This window comes from Propionibacterium ruminifibrarum (assembly GCF_900289195.1).
GTDB lineage: Bacteria > Actinomycetota > Actinomycetes > Propionibacteriales > Propionibacteriaceae > Propionibacterium > Propionibacterium ruminifibrarum.
The window spans coordinates 34,766-53,613 of sequence record NZ_OMOH01000005.1 but is presented as its reverse complement, the minus strand read 5'-3'; the positions used below and the strand labels follow the sequence as shown (position 1 = coordinate 53,613).

Annotated in this window: 18 protein-coding genes and 1 pseudogene; 4 read left to right on the top strand and 15 right to left on the bottom strand. The window is 65.9% G+C overall.

The window, feature by feature from the left end:
• Positions 1 to 93: 93 nt before the first annotated feature.
• The 4 genes from PROPJV5_RS07105 to PROPJV5_RS12535 form a co-directional block, all read right to left on the bottom strand.
• Positions 94 to 813 (bottom strand): M50 family metallopeptidase, encoded by a 720-nt coding sequence (locus tag PROPJV5_RS07105; RefSeq protein ID WP_220474381.1) that lies wholly within the window; start codon positions 811 to 813, stop codon positions 94 to 96.
• A 121-nt stretch (positions 814 to 934) separates the two neighbouring features.
• Positions 935 to 1,441 (bottom strand): hypothetical protein, encoded by a 507-nt coding sequence (locus PROPJV5_RS12730; RefSeq protein ID WP_220474380.1) that lies wholly within the window; start codon positions 1,439 to 1,441, stop codon positions 935 to 937.
• A 127-nt stretch (positions 1,442 to 1,568) separates the two neighbouring features.
• On the bottom strand, positions 1,569 to 2,216 hold the full coding sequence (locus PROPJV5_RS07100) for a hypothetical protein (protein ID WP_119715660.1): 648 nt from the start codon (positions 2,214 to 2,216) through the stop codon (positions 1,569 to 1,571).
• 125 nt (positions 2,217 to 2,341) lie between these two features.
• Positions 2,342 to 2,971 (bottom strand): hypothetical protein, encoded by a 630-nt coding sequence (locus tag PROPJV5_RS12535; protein WP_182858622.1) that lies wholly within the window; start codon positions 2,969 to 2,971, stop codon positions 2,342 to 2,344.
• A 50-nt stretch (positions 2,972 to 3,021) separates the two neighbouring features.
• On the opposite strand from PROPJV5_RS12535, the gene PROPJV5_RS07090 reads away from it, so the two are divergent.
• The gene (locus PROPJV5_RS07090) at positions 3,022 to 3,654 is read left to right on the top strand and encodes a trimeric intracellular cation channel family protein (protein ID WP_182858621.1); all 633 of its coding nucleotides are present in this window, start codon (positions 3,022 to 3,024) and stop codon (positions 3,652 to 3,654) included.
• Positions 3,655 to 3,848: 194 nt separating this feature from the next.
• On the opposite strand, the gene PROPJV5_RS07085 is transcribed toward PROPJV5_RS07090, so the two are convergent.
• On the bottom strand, positions 3,849 to 4,154 hold the full coding sequence (locus PROPJV5_RS07085) for a CHY zinc finger protein (RefSeq protein ID WP_119715657.1): 306 nt from the start codon (positions 4,152 to 4,154) through the stop codon (positions 3,849 to 3,851).
• 98 nt (positions 4,155 to 4,252) lie between these two features.
• Positions 4,253 to 4,618, bottom strand: a complete 366-nt coding sequence (locus PROPJV5_RS07080; protein WP_119715656.1) for a cytochrome b5 domain-containing protein — start codon at positions 4,616 to 4,618, stop codon at positions 4,253 to 4,255.
• 63 nt (positions 4,619 to 4,681) lie between these two features.
• On the opposite strand from PROPJV5_RS07080, the gene PROPJV5_RS07075 reads away from it, so the two are divergent.
• Positions 4,682 to 5,557, top strand: coding sequence for a TetR/AcrR family transcriptional regulator (locus PROPJV5_RS07075; RefSeq protein ID WP_147385383.1), 876 nt, complete (start codon positions 4,682 to 4,684; stop codon positions 5,555 to 5,557).
• Positions 5,558 to 5,666: 109 nt separating this feature from the next.
• Positions 5,667 to 6,503, top strand: coding sequence for an alpha/beta fold hydrolase (locus tag PROPJV5_RS07070; protein WP_119715654.1), 837 nt, complete (start codon positions 5,667 to 5,669; stop codon positions 6,501 to 6,503).
• Between the two features lie 82 nt (positions 6,504 to 6,585).
• Here PROPJV5_RS07070 and PROPJV5_RS07065 read toward each other — a convergent pair whose 3' ends face one another.
• Complete coding sequence (locus tag PROPJV5_RS07065; RefSeq protein WP_119715653.1) at positions 6,586 to 6,951, bottom strand: ArsR/SmtB family transcription factor; 366 nt, start codon at positions 6,949 to 6,951, stop codon at positions 6,586 to 6,588.
• Between the two features lie 186 nt (positions 6,952 to 7,137).
• Here PROPJV5_RS07065 and PROPJV5_RS07060 point away from each other — a divergent pair, with 186 nt between their 5' ends.
• Positions 7,138 to 8,340 (top strand): MFS transporter, encoded by a 1,203-nt coding sequence (locus tag PROPJV5_RS07060; RefSeq protein WP_220474379.1) that lies wholly within the window; start codon positions 7,138 to 7,140, stop codon positions 8,338 to 8,340.
• 42 nt (positions 8,341 to 8,382) lie between these two features.
• On the opposite strand, the gene PROPJV5_RS07055 is transcribed toward PROPJV5_RS07060, so the two are convergent.
• From PROPJV5_RS07055 to PROPJV5_RS07025, 8 genes and pseudogenes are all read right to left on the bottom strand, one after another.
• Complete coding sequence (locus tag PROPJV5_RS07055; RefSeq protein ID WP_119715652.1) at positions 8,383 to 9,552, bottom strand: MFS transporter; 1,170 nt, start codon at positions 9,550 to 9,552, stop codon at positions 8,383 to 8,385.
• Positions 9,553 to 9,573: 21 nt separating this feature from the next.
• Positions 9,574 to 10,038 (bottom strand): annotated as a pseudogene (locus PROPJV5_RS07050) (TetR family transcriptional regulator); the annotation flags it as partial.
• 464 nt (positions 10,039 to 10,502) lie between these two features.
• On the bottom strand, positions 10,503 to 11,735 hold the full coding sequence (locus PROPJV5_RS12395) for a hypothetical protein (RefSeq protein ID WP_147385382.1): 1,233 nt from the start codon (positions 11,733 to 11,735) through the stop codon (positions 10,503 to 10,505).
• 1,006 nt (positions 11,736 to 12,741) lie between these two features.
• Entirely contained in the window at positions 12,742 to 16,143 is a 3,402-nt protein-coding gene (locus tag PROPJV5_RS07045) for a Swt1 family HEPN domain-containing protein (RefSeq protein ID WP_119715651.1), read from the bottom strand.
• Between the two features lie 89 nt (positions 16,144 to 16,232).
• Positions 16,233 to 16,520, bottom strand: coding sequence for a type II toxin-antitoxin system PemK/MazF family toxin (locus PROPJV5_RS07040; protein WP_275403708.1), 288 nt, complete (start codon positions 16,518 to 16,520; stop codon positions 16,233 to 16,235).
• Positions 16,521 to 16,543: 23 nt separating this feature from the next.
• Positions 16,544 to 16,792 (bottom strand): toxin-antitoxin system protein, encoded by a 249-nt coding sequence (locus PROPJV5_RS07035; RefSeq protein WP_119715649.1) that lies wholly within the window; start codon positions 16,790 to 16,792, stop codon positions 16,544 to 16,546.
• Positions 16,793 to 16,937: 145 nt separating this feature from the next.
• The gene (locus PROPJV5_RS07030) at positions 16,938 to 18,053 is read right to left on the bottom strand and encodes a PDDEXK nuclease domain-containing protein (protein WP_239018423.1); all 1,116 of its coding nucleotides are present in this window, start codon (positions 18,051 to 18,053) and stop codon (positions 16,938 to 16,940) included.
• A gap of 9 nt (positions 18,054 to 18,062) precedes the next feature.
• On the bottom strand, positions 18,063 to 18,680 hold the full coding sequence (locus tag PROPJV5_RS07025; protein WP_220474378.1) for an Abi family protein: 618 nt from the start codon (positions 18,678 to 18,680) through the stop codon (positions 18,063 to 18,065).
• Positions 18,681 to 18,848 lie beyond the last annotated feature (168 nt).

Genomic DNA, 18,848 nt, shown 5'->3' with positions numbered 1-18,848 from the left:
ACCCGGCATCATCCACATGGTCGATACGACCCCCGGGCTAAACCCCGAGTCCGTCTCAGGGTTGGTGTACGACCTCAGTCAGATGGCAGGGTCTCACTGCAGCGGCAGGCGCGGCACGAGGACGCGTCCGAGCCACCAGGACGCGGCCGCCAGGACGAGGGCGAAGACGAGATTCCACAGCATCGCCGGTAGATGGGTCCGGGCGGCCAGGACACCGGGGTCCTGGGATCGGTCGCCGTGCAACGAGACGTTGACGAGTTGACGCCATGCCCCGGCGATGAGAAAGACGCCCAGTCCGAGGACCGTGGCCGAGGCCAGCGCGGAGTCGGCGTACCACCACAGGGCGATGCTCGCCGCGAGGGTGCCGAGCAGGGCCGCCACGGTGTGCGCCGAGCGCGCCCTGGGCAGCACGAGCAACAGGACGGCGGCGACCCCGATCAGCACCGCCCGGGCGTAGCCGCCCAGCGCCGCCTGCCCGATGAGGGCGCCGACGAGGGCGGGCATCGGGTAGCCGGCCAGTGTCGTGAGGACGAGGCCCGGGCCGCGGGTGGCGCCGCTCGTCGTGGTGGCGCCCGACATGTCGGGGTTGACGGTGAAACCGGCGAATCGGCGGCCGGTGGCCAGGCCGACGAGAGCGTGCCCGAGTTCGTGGACGAGCGTCACGACGACCCGCAGGATGCGCCAGGCCGGTCCGAGGAGGACGGCCGCCAGTGCCGCTGCGACGGCGACGAGCACGGACGTCTCGGTGGGCGCCGGGCCGGGGTGCCAGCTCGCGCCGAGCCGGCCCCAGATCTGTGTCAGGACGCCGTTCACGCACCGATTATGCCCACGCGGCGAAGCCCCGGACCGGCCATGTTCCCAGTCGACACGCCTTGTCCACCCCGACCGGCGGGCAAGCTCTGGCCGGACCCGGTCCGGGTCATGTTCTCCCTGGTCAGTCCCCGGAGTAGGTGAGCCGCCCGTCCTCGTAGCGCACCGTACCCGCGTGCTCGACCGCACCCGCCCCGGCGGCCCCGTGCGACACCCACGTGACGCGCACCGAGTCCCCGTCCTGCTCCATCGACTGCACGTCGGCATACGGCGCTTCGTCGGAGCGGCCCAGCCACAGGGTGTCGACGAGCTGCCCGCCCAGACCGGTCAGCATGAGACGGTCCGGATCCATCTGGACCCCGCCGCTGACGAATACCGACAGCGCCTGCTGGTAGCCCCGTCCCATCATGTCGAGGTAGACCGGCGACCACGGATGACCCGGCTCGTGACGAACGTACCCCATGGTCGCCCCCGGCACCTTCCCGTCAACCATCCTCGTGCCCTCGTATGGGTAGGGCGCCTCCGCAGTCTGCAGGTCGACGACCGTGACACCGGGGGCCTGCATGCCGCACCCGCTGGCCAGGATCGCGGCCATCACGGCCCCGGCAATCGCGGTGGTGCTCTTGCTCATGGCAGCATTCTTCACCCTTCTCGCCGGCCAGGCTCCTGGAGTCGTGACTGGGCAATCGGGAACAGGCTCAGCGGTGTCTCCCCGTGCGGCCCGGCGGCCGCCGGGCTTGGCGCTGGGCCGGGCTCGTTCAGTCCTCGGTGTAGACGAGGCGGCCGTCCTCGTAGCGCACCGTTCCCGAGCGCTCGACAGGATTCGCTCCCGCGCTCCCGCTCGCCACCCATGTGACGCGCACCGAGTCCCCGTCCTGCTCCATGGACCGCACGTCGCCGTGATCGGTGTCCGTGTGGTCGGACAGCGAAACGACTCCGATGAGTTCACCGCCTGAGCCGGTCAGCATCAGATAGTTCGGTATGAAGTTGGCCCCGCCGCAGGCGAACACCGACAGCGCCTGCCGGTAGCCCAGGCCCGCCATGTCGAGGTAGACCGGCGACCACGGATGGCCCGGCTCGTACTCGATGTGGTCGATGGTCGTCAGGGGAACCATTCCGTCGATCATTCTCGTGCTCGGCTGGCAGGCGTCGGGAGACACGGCCGTCAGCAGGTCCTCGACCGTGACATCGGCCGGCGTCTCCTCGGTGGCACCACCCTGCTGGGTCTGCTCCGTCGTCGCGGCAGTGGGGGTCGGCCATGCCGTGGGCTGCGGCGTGCCGGTCGTTTCGACGGAGGACTGCTCGGGCGAAGCAGCCCGTTCGGGTTGCCCGCCCTGCGTCCCGCACCCGCCGACCAGCAGTGCGGCCATCGCCACGCCCGCGACCACAGTGATGCTCTTACCCATGGCCGTATTCTTCACCTCGCAGAGCCCGCCTCCGTCCCCGGGCCCTGGGTTCGGAGGGGTTTCGTCACGAACGATCCTGGTCACGCGGCCGTCCCGGCACCATGATCGCCCGGTTACGATCCTGGTCAGTCCTCCGTGTAGGTGAGGTTTCCGTCCTCGTAGCGCACCGTGCCCGCATGCTCGACCGGATCCTTCCCAGCGGCCCCGCTCGCCACCCACGTGACGCGCACCGAGTTACCGACCGGCTCCATCGACCGCACATCGGAGTACGGCGCCTCGCCGGAACCACCCAGCACCAGGGAGTCGATGAGTTCGCCCCCGGCGCCAGTCAGCATGAGCCGGTCCGGGTCCATGCTCTCGCCGCCGCAGACGAACACCGACAGCGCCTGCCGGTAGCCGAGGGCGGCCATGTCCAGGTAGACCGGTGACCACGGATGACCCGGCTCATGACGAACGTACGCCGTGATCGCCCCCGGCACCTGCCCGCCGACCATCCTCTCGCTCTCGTAGGCACACCCGGGTGACACCGCAGTGAGCAGGTCATGGGCCGTGACATCGGCGGTTCTCCGCCCGGCGCTGCTCGTCCGCTGGGATGGCTCCGCCGTGACGGCAGAGGGCCGAGGCGTGTCGGCCGTCCCGCCAGTGGACTGCCCGGAGGAGCCGGCCCGATCGGACCGTCCACCCTGGGCCGCGCACCCGCTGACCAGGAGTGCGGCCACCACGGCCCCGGCAACCACGGAGGCGTTCCTGCTCATACGGCATTGTCACTCGGCCCGGTGGACTCGTCCACCCCTACCCTTGGGGCGTGGATCTGCTCAACTTCGTCGGCGTCTTCGCCTTCGCCGTCTCCGGCGGGCTCGTCGGGGTCCGCCGGCGCTTCGACATCTTCGGCATCCTCGTCCTGGCGCTCGTGACGGCCCTGGGCGGCGGCGTGGTCCGCGACCTGCTGCTGGGCATCACTCCCCCGTCGAACCTGACGAACATCCCGTTCCTCGCCACGGCAGTCGTGGCTGGTCTCATCACGTTCCGCTTCTCGGGCAGCCTCGACCGGGTGCGCAGACTCATCCTGCTGGCCGACGCCGCAGGCCTGGGCGCCTTCGCCGTGGCCGCCACGCTGCTCGCCATCCGGACCGGACACCCGGGCGTCGAGGCGGTCCTGATCGGCACGATCACCGCCATCGGTGGCGGCATCATCCGCGACATGCTCGCCGGTACGGTGCCGAGCGTCCTGACCCAGGACATCTATGCCGCACCGGCCCTCCTCGGCTCCCTCGGCACCGACCTGTGCGTGCGTTTCGGCCTCTACAACACGCTCACGCTGTGGCTGCTCGTGGCGTTCGTCTTCGGCATGCGGGTGCTCGCCCTCAGGTTCCACTGGCAGGCACCGAAACCACGGCGGCTCACCCGGGACGAGCCGGATCCCCCGCGGCCCTCGTGAGGGCACTCGGTCGTCACACCCGGTTCAGCAGCGTGTCGTCCGCCGCTGCGCCGACAGGTCGCACGCCTGTGGGGTCTGTCCGGTGCCCCGCCCGCGCCACCCGTGTGCGGCGAGCGCGTGCCGTGCAGGGCACCGGCGGGCCCTGCTTCCCAGCGGTGCCGGGGCTCGAGGGGCATCCCGGGGACGGCCGGGTGTCACGCCACGTACAGTCCCCGGTGCAGCGCGCACCGCGGGTTGAACGCGTGGCCGCAGCCGGCGCAGACGTGCGCGGCGGAGTAGTCGGCGTAGGAGCTGAGGTGCCCGCACACCCCGCACAGCACGGTGCCGGGGGCGGCCGGGTCGACCCTGTCGAACGGGTGATCGGCCAGCGCATCGTGGCACTCGTGGCAGGCCCAGAACTGCCCGCAGGCCTCGCACAGGTTGGCCACGACATCGCGCTCGGTGTGCCAGTGGGCGCAGCGACCCTGCTCGTCCACCTCGACGCCCCGGATCACGGTCATGGGCCGTATTGTCTCATCACCCTCACCCCCGGCAAACCGCTGCGACGGGCGGCCGTCCGCCGCGCAGACGCCAGGTCGTCCTTCGACGAGCCCGAGGTTCACGGCTGGTACCGGCCCACCACTGGCAGGTGCTCCAGGATCTGCCTGCCGTGTCCCGATCTGACGAAGGCCTCGGTGGCGTCGGTGCCGGCGCTCACCCCGTGATGCGTCCCGCCCTGCCACGTCGGCACCGAACCCAGGTCGTAGACGACCCTGTCGACGGCGACCCAGCACTGCGCCCCATCGGCGCAGGTGGCCTCGGCGAGTTCGCCGGCGGTGATGGCCACTGTGTCGATCCGGTGCTGCTCGTCGCTGGAGAACTCCCGGTCCAGTTTCGTGCGATCCCCGACGTTCGAGGGGTGCAGCAGCACCCAGGCGACCACGATGGCCACGAGCACGAGGACGCCGATGACGATCCACCGCATGAGACGGTTCCCCCTTCTTTTTGATACACGATGTCTCATGACGATGAAGATACACTATGTCTCATGGCTGTCAACCCCGCTACCCGCCGCCGGATGAGCGAACAGGAGACGCGCGAACGCGTCCTCGACCTGGCCAGTGACCGCCTCGTCGAGCAGGGACTGTCCGTCGGGCTGGACGCCCTTCGCATGGAGCAGGTCATCGCCGAGGCGGGTGTCTCGCGCGCGAGCGCCTACCGCTGCTGGCCGCACCGCGCCGACTTCCTCGCGGACGCGCTCGTCCACGCCATCGGCCGCACCAGCCTCGTCCCCGAGGACGACGAGACCATTCGCCGGCTGCTGGGCGTTCTCGAGGCGCGCCGAGACGTGCTGGGCACCGAGCAGGGGCGCCGCGACGTGGTCGTCGAGGCGCTGCGGGTCTCATTGGACGCCGACATCCGCCGCATGCTGGCCTCGCCGAAATGGCGGCTGTTCATGGCCCTGTCCGTCACGCATCAGACGTTGCCCGACGAGGACCTGCGCGCGACCGTGGCGGCTTCCCTGGCCGAGATGGAGCACGCCATGGTGCAGCGGCGGGCGGAGATCTACGAGACGATGGCGGCCATGATCGGCTACCGTCAGCGCCCGCCGTGGAGCGGCGAGGAGGGGTTCATGGCGTTGTCGCAGCTGTCCGGGCTGACCATGCGCGGCGTGCTCTCGCGCGCACTGGGGGACCCGGACTGGCTCGATGAACGCACCGAGCTGGCCCTCTTCGGGGCCAGCGGCCCGGCCCCGTGGTCACAGCCCGAGATCGCCCTGACCACGGTGCTGCTCGGCCACCTCGAGCCCGATCCTTCGGTCGTCTGGACCCCGGAGCGGATCGCGGCGTCCGAGGAGCAGTTCGCCGCGATCGCCGCGTCACTCGGCGCGTCACCGGACCAGGCACGTGGCGACCCGACGTGATGACCCGGCGGGGCACCAGTGCTCGGTGCCCGGCGCGACGAGCCGCTCACCGGCCACGGTGGGCGTGACGAAGATTGACCGGCTCGTGGATCCAGATCACAGTGTTGCCATGAGCACCTGGGAGGACCCGCCGCGGACCGAGCACGTTGTGGCGCGGGCGGGTTCGTCGGTGCACGCCTGGACGGCGGGGCCCGCCGATGGCCCACTGGTCGTCCTCAGCCACGGCGCGTCGATGGATCATCGAATGTTCGACGACCAGGTCGGTCCGCTCGCCGGGGCGGGCTACCGGGTGCTCACCTGGGACATCCGCGGCCATGGCCGGTCCCGCCCCATCGGCCGGGTTCCGATGGGCGTCGCCGACATGGCCGATGACCTGGTCGCCCTGCTGGACCATCTCGACGTCCGGGGCCCGGTCTGCGTCGGCGGGCAGTCGCTGGGCGGAGTCATCGCCCAGGAACTGGTGTACCGCGCACCGGAGCGGGTGGCGGTCCTGGTGATCATCGGGTCGACGTGCATCACGCTGCCGATCCCACGGTGGGAGCAGTGGGCGCTGAGGTCCTCGCTGTGGTGGTTCAGGTTCTGGCCATGGGACCACCTGAAGCACGTGATCGCGACGACGACGGCCGACCGGCCGCCGGTGCGCGCCTACGCCAGGGACGCGGTCGACGCGATTCCGAAGGCTGATTTTCTTCAGATCTGGCGGGGCGTGACCCGCTCGCTGCGCCCGGAACCGGGGTACCGGATCGAGGTGCCGCTGCTGCTGACCCATGGCGCGCTGGACCGTACGGGCGACATCGTGCGCACCGCCCCCGCCTGGGCAGCCCGGGACCCGTACTGCCGACACGTGGTGATCCCGCTGGCCGGCCACAACGCGAATCAGGACAATCCGGAGTTCTTCAACCGGGTGCTGCTGGACTTCCTCGCCGAGCACTACCCCGCCGCCTGAGGACAGTGACTCGCGGCCCCAGGATCACCGACTCGAGTCCGCTCGTCCCTGAACCAATGGGCGACATCCTCAGCCGAAGACCTCAGGACGCCCTGCCAACATCCGCCTCGGTGGAGACAGCCGGTTCCGGCCACTGCCCCTCCCCCGGTGGGAGCCCGACCGCCTCGAGGAGCCCCGGGAAGAGCGCCTCGATCACGGCGTCCCGGCGGGTGATACGGCGGTGCCTGCCGAGCGCCTCGGTGTGCATGAGCCCGGATTCCCTGAGCACCTTGAAGTGGTAGGACATGGTCGACCTGGCGACGTCGTAGTCGAGATCGCCGCAGAACTGCGGGCCGTCCGAGGCGATCCGGCTGAGGATGTCGCGCCGGATCGGATCCGACAGGGCACCGAGCACACGATCGAGGTCGATGTCGCCCTGACTGGGATGGTGCAACCGCTCTCTGCCCACTGTCCGCCCTTCCCCCCGGTCGTGCCCATGCTACCGACCAGAGGACGACCGCCAAGTGAACTGATCGGCTTGACAAGCGAGCCCGACAGGTCAATTCTTATTTCGTCAAACTTCTAAATAAATATCAGGTCTGTCCCTCCCCTTCATGCTGCCCGGCAACGAGCGAAGGGACCGGAAGGATACCCCATGACATCATCCCCGAATGTCTCACTCAGGTCGGTTTCCGAACCGACGATGCGACTGATCTCCTTCGCCACGCTCTTCGTGATCGGCACCGACACATTCCTCACCGCGCCGCTGCTGCCGCTCCTGCAGCGCGAGTTGGGCGTGAGCGTGTCGCGGTCCGGCTGGCTCGTCTCGGCATATGCACTCGGTTACGCGGTGTTCGCCCTTGTCGCGGGCCCCCTCTCGGACCGTTTCGACCGGCGGACCGTTCTCCTGTCGGGACTGGTCGGGTTCACCGTGTTCACTGCGGCCTGCGGTGGCACCTGGGACTTCTGGTCCCTGTTCACCACCCGGCTGCTCGCCGGCGTCGCCGCAGCGTTCGTGACGCCTCAGATCTGGGCGGCGATTCCGGTGACGGTGCCCGCGTCGTCGATCGTCGGGACGATGGGTTACGCGACAGCGGGGCTGGCGATCGCCCAGGTCGTGGGGATCCCGATCGGCTCGTTCCTGTCGTCCCTGGGATGGCGCGTGCCCTTTCTGGTGATCGCGTCGGCCAGCGTCCTACTGTGGATCCTGCTGTATGCACGGTTCCCGAATGTGCGTCCTGTCGACGCGGCGTCTCAGGGCCGGCTGCTCGCCCCTTATGCGCAGGTGGGGCGTTCCCGTCCCTTGATGCTGTCGCTGACGGCCTATCTGGTGTTCCAGACCGGCAACTTCGCGGCGCTGTCCTTCATCGGCTCGTGGTTCGCCCAGGACTTCGGCGCGTCCCAGACCGTGATCGGTTCGGCGATGATCGTCATCGGCCTCGGTAATGCCGTCGGATCATTGACCGGCTCGCGGCTGGTCGCCCGTCTCGGGCAGCAGCGCTCGCTCCTGTTCGGGATCATCGCCCTCGGGACGATCTATCTCGGCACCGCCCTCGTCGGCACGTTGCGGGTCGCCGTGCCCGTACTGGCCCTGGCAATGCTGGTCGCCGGGTTCCTCTTCCCCGTCCTCATGAGCGAGCTCCAGAGCCACACCGATCTCGCGCGCGGCACGGTGTCCTCCCTGTCGAACGCTGCCATGTACGCCGGGACGACGATCAGCGGGGCCATCGGCGGGCAGCTTCTGACCCGTTTCACCGGCTACAGCGGCATAGCGGTCTTCACCGCCGCCGCCTACCTGGTCGCTCTCGGCACGTACGCCCTGGGCGGCGCCTTCAGGCGTCCCGTGTCGCCGTCCTGATACGCCGGACTGTCCTGCCGTCCGGACGTGCGGTTTCGCGCGTCACGGCACGGTCCGTGGAAGACCCGGCAGGACCGTTCCGCCGACGGCGACCAGGAGCACGGCCCCTGTCGTCATCGCGGCGGTGAAGCCCGCCCGCTGCACGCCGAGCCCGGCGAGCAGGGGCCCGAGCGACAGGCCGGCCGCGTAGGCGAGGTTGTACAGCGCGTAGGAGCCGCCGAGTGTGGGCGGGTCGACCCGGAGGCCCTGCTCGCCGATGAGGGTGGTCGCCGGGGCGAGCAGCAGCGCCGACGAGACGCCGAGCAGCGCCATGGCCACACCGGTCTGCCACAGCCGGTCGGCCCAACCGATGAGGGCCAGCGATGCCGAGGCCGTGGCCACGCCCGAGCCGATGAGCAGTCGCGGCGGGGCCGTCGCAACGCAGCGCCCCACCACGGGATTGGCGAGGATCGCGGCGAGCGAGGCCAGGGCGAACAGCAGGCCGATGAGGAGCGATCCGGCCCCCAGGTGCACCGGGAGCACCGGTTCGACGGCGGAGAGCACGCCCGCCCCGATCGCGATGGCGGTGACGATGGCGGCCGAGCCGGGGACCCGCAGCACCTGTCGCGGGCCCGCGGTGTCGTCGGTGACTCGTGGTGAATCCTTGACGAGGAGGATGCGCAGCATACCGTCGGCGAGGGCGACGGCGGCGGCGAGCAGGAACGGGGCGGCCGTACCGAGGCGTTCGACCATGAACCCGGACAGCGGCGGGCCGATCAGCACGCCGAGGGTGATGGTGGACATGGCGATCCCCATCGCCTGTCCGCGTCGTTCGAGGCTCGTCGTCGCGGCGATCAGCGAGAGCGCGGCGACCCAGGACATGCCGCCCGCGACGCCTTGTGCGAGCCGGGCGACGAGCAGCAGCCAGTAGGGGCCGCCGGTGGCGAACAGCGGCGTGGCCACGGCCAGGCCCACAAGGCCGATGAGCAGCGGCATCCGCGGCCCGCGACGGTCGACGACACGGCCGGCGAACAGTGTCGAGACGATCATCGCTGCCGCGTACGCCGAGAACAGGACGCCCGTGGCGGCCGGGCCACGGGCGACCACTGACGGGAGCAGCGGGAGCACGGGCACGGCGAGGCCGTGTACGAGCATGTCGGTGAACAGTGCCACCGAGCCGACGACGAGGGCATGGCTTGGAGTGGTGGCGGAGGTGGTGTCGGGTGTCGCCATGAGGTGACGACTCCTTTCTGACTATGTCGGGCGCAACCCCCTTGCCAGCGCCGAGATCGTGGCGCTCAGCTCGTCGGGCCGGGGAAGATCGTCGGGGCGCATCACGGCTGTCACGGTGAGCCCCTGCACGAGCACCAGCGCCAGGGCTGCGACCGTTTCTGGGGTGGATTCGGAAGTGGCGGGGAGGCCGGCGGCGATACGGTCGCGCCAGGCATCGAGTGCGGCGTTCTTCCCGGCGGTGTCGCCGAGGGCCTGCGGCGCGACGAGCACCGTGCAGGCCGCCAGGGCGCGGAACCTGGCGTCCTCGCGCAGGAGGTGCACGAACTCGGGCAGCAGTGCCGCCAGGTCCGCGGGTTCGACATCGAAGAGCCGTGCCCCGTACTCGGCCCAGCCCCATGCGAGCGCGTCCTCGAGCAGCACGGCCTTGGAACTGAAGTGATGGTGCAACGCGCCGCGGGTGACACCTGCGCGAGCGGCGACGACCTCGAAGGTCGCCCCGCGTCAGCCCCTCTCCTCGAAGGTCAACAGCGCCGCCTCCAGCAGCGCGCGCCGCGTCTGCTCCGCAGCCTCAGCCGTCCGTCTCATACATACAATCTAACATGTATATGTCGGGGGCGGCCTTCCGACAACGAGTACGACGTCACGCTCCGACACGCTGATGAATGGAGCGCATGAGACCCGCATCTGAACCCGTCCAATCGCGAGCAGCACGGCCCCAATCCCTCATCGCAGGCCCAGTGCAAGTCAATGACAGCCCGCCCATAACTACAGCAACCCCAACCATAACCATTTAACACTAAAACAGGAACCAGAGAATTCCTCACGGCGAGATCTTCCCTGACCCCAAACCATCAAAACTAACGACTCGCGACACTAGCAACCTTATCAGCAGAAGCCTTCACTCGAAGTGTCGCGATACTATACCTCATCCGCGGGCACCATGAATAACTTTAATCGTCGATACTGAGGAATTTATTTGGCCCATACGGTGACAGCACCCAACGTCCAGGTTCCCATTCCATGGCAGTTTTCTCATTACCGTCAACATGAATCCAACGTAGATCAGCCAGGTAAATCCTGGAATTCACTATGAGCTGCACATCAGTATACGCGACGGCAGCGGCCTCGTGTCGCACTCTAAGGATCTTCCATTCGTCAAGATTGAACTGCTCGTAAAGATCCCTGGCTTCTCGCGCAAGTTGGCCGGGGGGCCGCTGGGGGTTCACGAGTTTTATAAAGTACTCACCCATCGGCGCCCATTGGCGCTTACTCCATCGCTCAAGAAAGTCTGCGCACACCATGGCAACTTCAGCGGGATCTTCATGCGGTAAGTTTGGATCATACTCATACGGCTGCCACTGTTCAATCTTAGTCTTGTTAGACTGGATTTTACACCAACGTGTCATTAATTCTCTATACGAGGGCGCTGGTTCAACAGGTCGTTTTTGTCGCTTCCGCGCATCAGCCCAGTCAGCAACTGCAAAAAGACGATTCCAAGCTTTTGTTGCGACTACTACGTTGTCATAGTTCACCAAAGTGCCGTGCATGATTCCATTACGAGCCAGCTCAGTAATTTCGGTTTCATCTGTCTTGAAATACGCTTTAACGAAGGATTTGTGAGCATGCCCCAGCCCAAGATGATGCCCGACGACGCTATCCCAGGCCATCATATCTTCGGGCGAACGTGCATGCAGTCCTCTGCGTTGTGCCGTGTCCTGGTCATTGACGGAACCATCCATCATTGAAAGTATGACAAGAACGGTGCTGTAGTAGCGACCCGCTTCATAATCAGCCAGCGCCTTCTGTAGCAGGGGAAGACGCTTCTGCATCTCGTCAAATCGGCTGAGCTGACGAAGTAGAGATGAGATTCGTCCAGTTTTCTGGTAATACTCAATAAGACGCTTTTCCGCCACCTGCGAATCAGAGCCAGCCACGACTTTTTGAATCTCATCTAAGTTGAGATCATCAGTGAAAACCCAGTTGCGCGCCCCGAGCAAGTCATAGAAAGTGTCAACGGTTTCTATTATATGTCGATGCTTGTTTTCTAACTGCTCTAGCCGCCTCCGTTTATCACGCGAAAAGAACATCACCTTCTTGAATGCTGCTATTTGCTGTTCTATCTCCTTGACTGATGGGAGATCCCGTGCAGATCCGTAAGGAGGCATGCGTGGATGACCTTTCATACTCGGAACGATAGCAGAAAACATCGATCAGTCTTGGCGAGGGCAACATCGGAGGAGCACCATAGAACAGATTTTAGCAACTTTACTTGTATCACTCCGCGAATAGACGCCGAAGTACTCCGCTATCATGATAGCGTCTATTCTTTCACTTTATGCGTTTCCAGTGAAGCCCAATCCCTTTTCCCGCAAGCAGTATTCAAACTGTCTTGTTGAGTTCACAACCGCTCAGGCCTTGGATTCAGCACCGATAGTTCCCACCCGCCATGTCCTGCTTTAGTTGTCCTCACACACTCAGACTGAGCTTACTACAACCCAGTCTTTTCACACATAACGCGCCCTTGATCTGACATGCACCCCGGAGGCGCTTTATCACTCTATGATAGAGTTCGCTCTTATGGAAAATCGATTGAGATGTGTGACTGATATACAGACCAGTTTAGCAGAAGTAGCGGCATTTATCTGTATGAAGTTAGACATGCCAGAGAATCGAAAACCCAGGACACTAAGCATCGGATTGGTAAAATGTCACTTTGAAATGCGTCAAGAAAATGTACAGCTAACCGGATTTACGATGCCAGTGGATCAAAACGTAGTAACACATTCAGGATTTTCAAGACGTCAAGCCCGAATCCATCATGAACACTAGTTTTGATGACTAGTCGAAACTCTTCTTCCTTTTCTTTCTGAGCACAGGAGAGTTTCACAACGGCTGGGTTCCTCACGTAACGAATCGGGGTCAAGCACATCCTGGTGCCCTATCAGTCTGCAAACCATCCCCGTGTAGCCTTCCCACTACGCAAGATCCTAATCACCGGTCCCTTGAAGCATAACAGATCGCTTCGGTCCCCATCCGAGCTAACACATAGATGGCAACCATTCCTTCCACGCGGCAAGGGTGAAAACTTCTTCGAATGTGACCCCAGCCTGCACATCAGAAACAATACACAAAACCAAAAATGGTTTTACTCCCTGTCAGCAGCATCTCTGATTTCAGCCTTAATTTAGTTCAGTCCTGCTCGAAGCCCGAATCGGGGTCAAACTTCAGCACCCGCGCATTCTCGCTGATGGTACGCACCTCGGACTCGGTGAATCCTTCCTTCTTGATGGCCTGAATGTCGATGGTGATTTCCAGCTGGGCACCGGAGCCGGCCAGCCGGTCGATGACCTCGCGGGTGATGTTGCCGATGTCGCGGTTGTAGCGGTCGGAGTTGATCCTGACCGACCCGAAGAAACGACCGAGCACGGCCTCCAGTTCCGATTCAGCACCGGACTGTTCGCTCCCCGTTGCCGCGGGTATGCCGCTGGCCCACACGTAGTCGGCTGAACCACCCGCAGCCGTCTGACCGGCATCCGTTGCCACACTGGTTCCGGCGGGTTGGGCGGCATCGGCCTGTTCCGCATCGACCTGCTGCTGGGCGCGCTCGATTGCGACGAGCAGCGTGCCGTCGGTGACCTGAAGCGTGGCGTTGGGGTCGGGCGGGATGAGCAGGCCGCGGTAGCGGCCCGTTTCCTCGTCCTTGCCGGTGGCGATCGCGAAGCGTTCGTTCTCGACAAGCACGGCGGTCAGTGACTGCTTGATGGCGTTGTCGAGCACGTCCCGGCTGGCCAGCCTCGGCATGTAGGTGTACCGGGTGAAGTAGCCCCACAGTTCCTCGGCCGTGATCTCGCCCCTGTCCTGCCACAGCGCCCCCAGTTCCCGGTGCAGCGCGTCCCCCAGGCTGGCCGCGCCCAGCTGGGTGATCAGCTGTTCCTCGCGTACGAGTTTCGTGCTCACCCGTTCGGCGAGGGAGCGTGTGCCGGAGTCGAGGATCCTGCTCGACACCACGTCGAAGGGTTTGGTCGGGTCGAATTGCTCGGGGTACAGCGCCCACACGAAGGTGTCGCGGATCCGGTCGGTGACGGTCTGGTCCAGACGACTCACCCACTCGTCGGCCTGTTTGTGCTGCTGGGCCGTGAGGTTCAAGGTCTCACTGGTCGCCTGCACCTGCTTCCAGCCCAGGTAGGTGCGCGTCGCGGACTCCAGGCTCTCCAGCTGGCCCGAATCGGCCAGCAGGAAGATCAGCGTGTTGCGGTGGATGCGCTGCCCGGCCCCCTTCGTCTCGACCGCCTCGTGCACCCACTGGAAGGCCTCCGAGTCGGGTCCATCCTGCCTGCGGACGCTGTGCCTGGGGTGCGCGATCACCAGCCGCGTGTCCTCCAGGTCGGGGATGTCGGCGCTGGATTCGGGGGCCACGTGCACCCGGTCGAACTCGGCGCGGCTGCGTTCCTCGCCGCGGAGCCGCCTGGTGATCTCGTTCCACACCGTCTCGACGTCCTCGCGCAGCCTCTCGGCGTAGTCGCTGGCGGTCTTGGTGACGGACGGTTGGGTGTCGAACCAGTAGTGGCCCTGCTCCTCGTAGAAGTACGTGGAGCGCTGGGCCAGCTGCTCGATGGCGCTACCAAAGTTGCCCAGCACGTCGCCGGGCACGGCGGTGCCGAGCCACACGTACTGCTTGTCCAGCCCCTTGCGGGCACTCCGGCTGCGGGGCGCCGCCCCCATGAAGATGGTGCGGGCGATGCGCTGTGTCACGAACCGCTGCCCCAGACTGGGACGGTCCAGGTCGATCCGCTGGGCCGTCGAGCTGGCGCCGTCGATGTCGGAGTCGATGATCGGCTTCCACTGGTCCTCCAGGTACTGGGTCAGATCGGTGTTCACCGTCGTGGCGTCCAGCGGCACATTGCCGGGCAGGATCAGCGGGGACGTGTCGTTCGAGGCCCACAGCTCATGGACGATGGACGACACCAGTTTCAGCACCCCGCGGGTGCGCTGGAACCGTTCCAACGCGGACCAGTCCTCGTACAGCCGGTCCAGCAGTTCGGGGTGCAGGGGGTACGAGGCGCGGATGCGTTTCTCGTAGTCGTCGTTCGGTGTCGCCGCGTCCCGGGGGAACAGCGCCGAGTTGTTCCGGTACATGGTGGCGAAGGTGCGGGCCACTGCCGAGATGTAGGTGAGTCCTGCGGCGTCCGGGGCCTGGAACAGGCGTCGGCGGACGATCTCGAAGGACTCGTCCCGGCTGGAGGGCCTCCACTGGTCGGCCACCCTGCGGATGACGTTCTGGAGGCGGTCGAGGGCGAGCTGCCCGTTGGCCCCGCCGATCTCGATGTCGCTTCCCCGGTCGCCGCTGTCGGAGGCGGGGATGGAGACCACGAGCATGGCCCCCGGGACCGACCGCACCACCTCGGTCAGGGACTGGGCGAAGGTGAACTGGGTGTCGAAGGAGCCGGCGGGGAGTTCCTGGTCGGTGACCAACTGGCGGGCGTAGGCCACCCACTCGTCGATGAGGATGAGCGCCGGGGCGTAGGCCTGGATCAGCCTTCGCAGCGCCTCGCCGGGGCTGGTGCCCGCCCGGTCGTCGTCGGCGACGATGTCATAGGCCTCGCGCCCGCCGAGCTGCCATGCCAGCTCGCCCCACAGGGTGTGCACCTGGGTGCCGTCCGGTTTGACCTGCGGCGATCCCGCCTTCAGGTATGTGCCGACCAGGGCGACCCGCCTGACGTTGAGCGCCGCCAGGTCGGGGTTGCCGACCTCGGCGACGAGTTCCTGCACGTCCTGCGGGAGGCGCTGCGCCGGGGTTCCGGAGAACAGGTGGTAGAGGGCGAGCATGGAGTGGGTCTTGCCGCCGCCGAAGTTGGTCTGAAGGTTCACCACCGGGCTGGCGTTGCCGTCGCCATCCAGGCGGCGCAGGGCCCGGGACAGCAGATCGCGCAGGCCCTCGGTGAGGTAGGTGCGGGAGAAGAACTCCACCGGGTCGCCGTACTCCGGGCTGGTGGCCTGTCCGGTGTGCACCAAGTGCAGGTCGGCGGCGAACTCGGAGGCGGTGAACTCGCCCCTGGCCACGTCGTCGTGGGGCCTTATCACCTCGCGCCAGGGTTTCAGCCCGGCCCCAGGTTCGAGGGACACCGTGGTGGCCTTCTTGGCCTGCTTGCGGGTCTGTTCCTCGTAGACGGTGCGTTGCAGGTCGGTGCGCAGTTTGCGCACGTCGGCGGCCGAGTCGGTGGATCCCGCTGCTTCGAGGAGCCGTTCGATGGTGTCGAGGGCGCGGACGGTGTCGTCGGAGCTGAACGGCTCGTTGTGCGCCCACTTGTTGCGGGTCTCGCGCAGTTCGGAGGCGAAGCTCTGCTGAGCCCGGGACAGCACGTCCTTGAACTCGTAGCCGCGTTCGGTGATGGCGCGAAGCTGCACTTGGACGTCCTGCTTGGTCATGGTCCTCACGGGGCCACCCCGACGCCGGGCATCCTCCTCGGCCCACGCGTCAGGCCACTGCGATGAGTTGTAGGTCTTGGTCATCACCTCGTCCACCAGGTCGTGGAGACCCTCGGAGAGCAGGTCGAAGGCCCTGCCCACTCGATCTCGGTTGTTCATCGCCATCGTTGTCTCCTAGAACGTGATGCTTCAGTCCCGGTGACGACGTCCCGGGTGATGCTTGTATAGGGCCAGCAAACCGACCTCAAGGAGGTTCATCCCCCGAGCAGCCGAACGATGACGCGCCGCACCTCGGCGGTGTCGAGGCCGCGGGCCTCCACCCTGGTGATCCTCTCCATCGAGAACGTCGTGGGTTGTTCCGCGATGGCGTACGACCCCTCGCCGACGGCGACGCGCGTGGGGATCGGACTGTTGCGCGTCGTGAGCGGCACCCCGATCACCAGCTGTCGCGCCCGGTGGAGCCGGGCATCGGAGAGCACGAGATAGGGGCGGTGGCCCCGCTGCTCCCGCCCGATGGTCGGGGACATGTCAAGCCACGCCACGTCGCCCGGATGGGGCAGAGGCGTCACCGCTCCTCATCCTCCAACAGGCGCGCCGCATCCGCCAACGAGGCCGCCTCGCCGCGACGGAACTCCTCCCGCTCCTCGTCGGTGTACGGGGGCGCGGCATCGAGGGCCTCCCAGAAGGCGGCCTCCTCGCGCGCGTCGAGCATCTGCTCGATGAGCGCAGCCTGAGAGATGCCCGCGGCGCGGGAGGCCTCGCGCAGCCGGTCCCTGGTGCCCGTGGACACCTTGATAGTGGTCAACGAAGTCATACCTTGAGTGTATCCCTGTCGGTTTACCGATCCCCCACCCCACCCGGCCCGACGCGGTTTGCTGGCCCCTATAGCATTGTCGACGTGAGCCCCGGACGAGGCCGCTCCAGCGGTCGCCGCGCCGGGGCAATCGTTGTATGTGGGGTTACTCATCGCTGGCCTCCGGCGCCGTGAGCTGCCGCCGGGCGATCCGCTCCTGGGCCTCCCGGTAGATCTGGGCGATCCGGGCCTGGAGCTCGGCCTTGGGCGGCAGCGTCGTCCAGTACTCGGCGACGACAATCCCGTCCTTGTGCAACTCAAGCAACTCGATCTGGTCCCGGCTCGCCTCGGTGCACAGGATCAGGCCAATGGGCGGGTTCTCGTCAGCCTGCCGTTCGTACCTGTCGAGCCACTTCAGATAGAAGTTCATCTGCCCTTGATAACTGGGCTTGAATTTTCCGACCTTCAGCTCAACCGCAATCAACCGATGCAGTGGCCTTGAGTAGAACAGCAGGTCGAGGAAGTAGTCATCGCCGTCGAAGGTCATGCGCTTCTGCCGTTCAACGAACGCCCACCCGCGGCCGGCTTCCAGCAGGAACGCCTCCATGTCATGACGCAGGGCGGCTTCGAGGTCGCGCTCCAGGAACGTGTCCGCGAGACCGAGCATGTCGAGCAGCATCGGGTCGCGGAACGCGTCCAGTGGCGTTCCTGACCCTTCGGGAATCTGTGAGTCGGCGATCTCGCGGCGCTCGAAAGCCTTGCGGGAGATGGCGTGGCGCAGCTCCCGGACGCTGAGTCGGCGATCGATAGTCTCCTGCACGTAGAAGATGCGCGCCTCATCGGAGCCGAGTGGGAGCAGCTCGCGGAAGTGAGTCCAACTGACATGTTGCGCCAGCGACGCAACACGTTCTGGATCGGTGAACTGTTGGGAGAATCGCACCATCCGGTACAGGTTTGTCCGGTCATAGCCGCGCCCGTACCTTGAGGTCAATTGTTGCGCCAGTGACGCAACAAGTTCTTGATCGTGCCCTGCGCGGCCCTCGCGCAGCACGGCTACGTCAATCAAGCGCCCGATGTACCAGTTCCGCAGGGTCAAGGTCGCGTTCGCCTGCGCCGCAGCGAACGCTTGAGCCTGGTCGATCAGAGCCGACACCTGCTCCACGAGTTCACCGTCACCAGCACTGACCGATTCCGCGAAGGCCGGGAACGGCGTCAGACCTGGGGCAGAATGGCGGCTTGCTGCACCATCACGCCGCGCTTTATCTCGGTTGTTCATCGCCATCGTTGTCCTCTAGAAGGTGGTACTGTCAGCGCCTGCAATAATCTGGGCGCGTCGGCTGAGCACGTCCGGGACGCGAGAGTTCTGCCGAACCCATGCTGCCGCCTCTGGGGCGATTCCTTCGAGAATTTCGAGCAACTGGTCATGGTCTACCACTAGTTTTCGGGCAAAGATCGGTTCGTGGTGGGCAACTCGGTTACGAAGCTTGCGCAGCGACTCGAGCCTGCGATGCAGCTCCCTACGCGTTTCGTGCCAGTAGGGGAAGGCTCGATGAAGAGCGGGCACCCACAGCCGCTGGTGATACCTGTTGGCGAGCAGTCCGACCCAGAAGCCAAGAGTCAGTTCTGCCACGGTGTGCCCGGGCTGGATCTCGAGGTCGGAGTGTGTTCGCTTCGCCGCCCTCACCGCATCCTGAGCAATACGGCTTTCCTGATCGCGCAGCAGGTTCTCCCCGCGCCACCAGTCCGTGCGCCCTGCAAGTTCAGCCAGCTGACGATCGACAGCGTTCCGCAGCGTGACCTCAAGAATGTTGAAGCTTCCCCATAGGGCTGCGGAGACCGCGGTGTTCCACGCGTAAAGGCGCAGAGCCTGCTCCATGTCCTCTGCGCACTCGGCAGCATAGGTGGCCATACGTTCTGTGCTCAACAGTCGGAACAGCATGCCGACCGGAACTGGAGCCGAGGACGATCCATCCGAGGCATCGGACGGAACCACCGGACTGGTCCAAGCGTCACCCGGGGTGGTAGCCTTGGGCACGTAAGCCCCGGACGAGGCCGCGGACGCGGTCGCCGCGCCGGG

What these genes read in the sequence shown, in the direction of transcription:
- PROPJV5_RS12730 (WP_220474380.1), bottom strand. Translation starts at nt 1,441, where the DNA reads ATGAGCAAGAGCACCACCGCGATTGCCGGGGCCGTGATGGCCGCGATC.
- PROPJV5_RS07100 (WP_119715660.1), bottom strand. Translation starts at nt 2,216, where the DNA reads ATGGGTAAGAGCATCACTGTGGTCGCGGGCGTGGCGATGGCCGCACTG.
- PROPJV5_RS12535 (WP_182858622.1), bottom strand. Translation starts at nt 2,971, where the DNA reads ATGAGCAGGAACGCCTCCGTGGTTGCCGGGGCCGTGGTGGCCGCACTC.
- PROPJV5_RS07085 (WP_119715657.1), bottom strand. Translation starts at nt 4,154, where the DNA reads ATGACCGTGATCCGGGGCGTCGAGGTGGACGAGCAGGGTCGCTGCGCC.
- PROPJV5_RS07080 (WP_119715656.1), bottom strand. Translation starts at nt 4,618, where the DNA reads ATGCGGTGGATCGTCATCGGCGTCCTCGTGCTCGTGGCCATCGTGGTC.
- PROPJV5_RS07075 (WP_147385383.1), top strand. Translation starts at nt 4,682, where the DNA reads ATGGCTGTCAACCCCGCTACCCGCCGCCGGATGAGCGAACAGGAGACG.
- PROPJV5_RS07070 (WP_119715654.1), top strand. Translation starts at nt 5,667, where the DNA reads ATGAGCACCTGGGAGGACCCGCCGCGGACCGAGCACGTTGTGGCGCGG.
- PROPJV5_RS07060 (WP_220474379.1), top strand. Translation starts at nt 7,138, where the DNA reads ATGACATCATCCCCGAATGTCTCACTCAGGTCGGTTTCCGAACCGACG.
- PROPJV5_RS07055 (WP_119715652.1), bottom strand. Translation starts at nt 9,552, where the DNA reads ATGGCGACACCCGACACCACCTCCGCCACCACTCCAAGCCATGCCCTC.
- PROPJV5_RS12395 (WP_147385382.1), bottom strand. Translation starts at nt 11,735, where the DNA reads ATGAAAGGTCATCCACGCATGCCTCCTTACGGATCTGCACGGGATCTC.
- PROPJV5_RS07045 (WP_119715651.1), bottom strand. Translation starts at nt 16,143, where the DNA reads ATGGCGATGAACAACCGAGATCGAGTGGGCAGGGCCTTCGACCTGCTC.
- PROPJV5_RS07035 (WP_119715649.1), bottom strand. Translation starts at nt 16,792, where the DNA reads ATGACTTCGTTGACCACTATCAAGGTGTCCACGGGCACCAGGGACCGG.
- PROPJV5_RS07030 (WP_239018423.1), bottom strand. Translation starts at nt 18,053, where the DNA reads ATGGCGATGAACAACCGAGATAAAGCGCGGCGTGATGGTGCAGCAAGC.
- PROPJV5_RS07025 (WP_220474378.1), bottom strand. Translation starts at nt 18,680, where the DNA reads ATGGCCACCTATGCTGCCGAGTGCGCAGAGGACATGGAGCAGGCTCTG.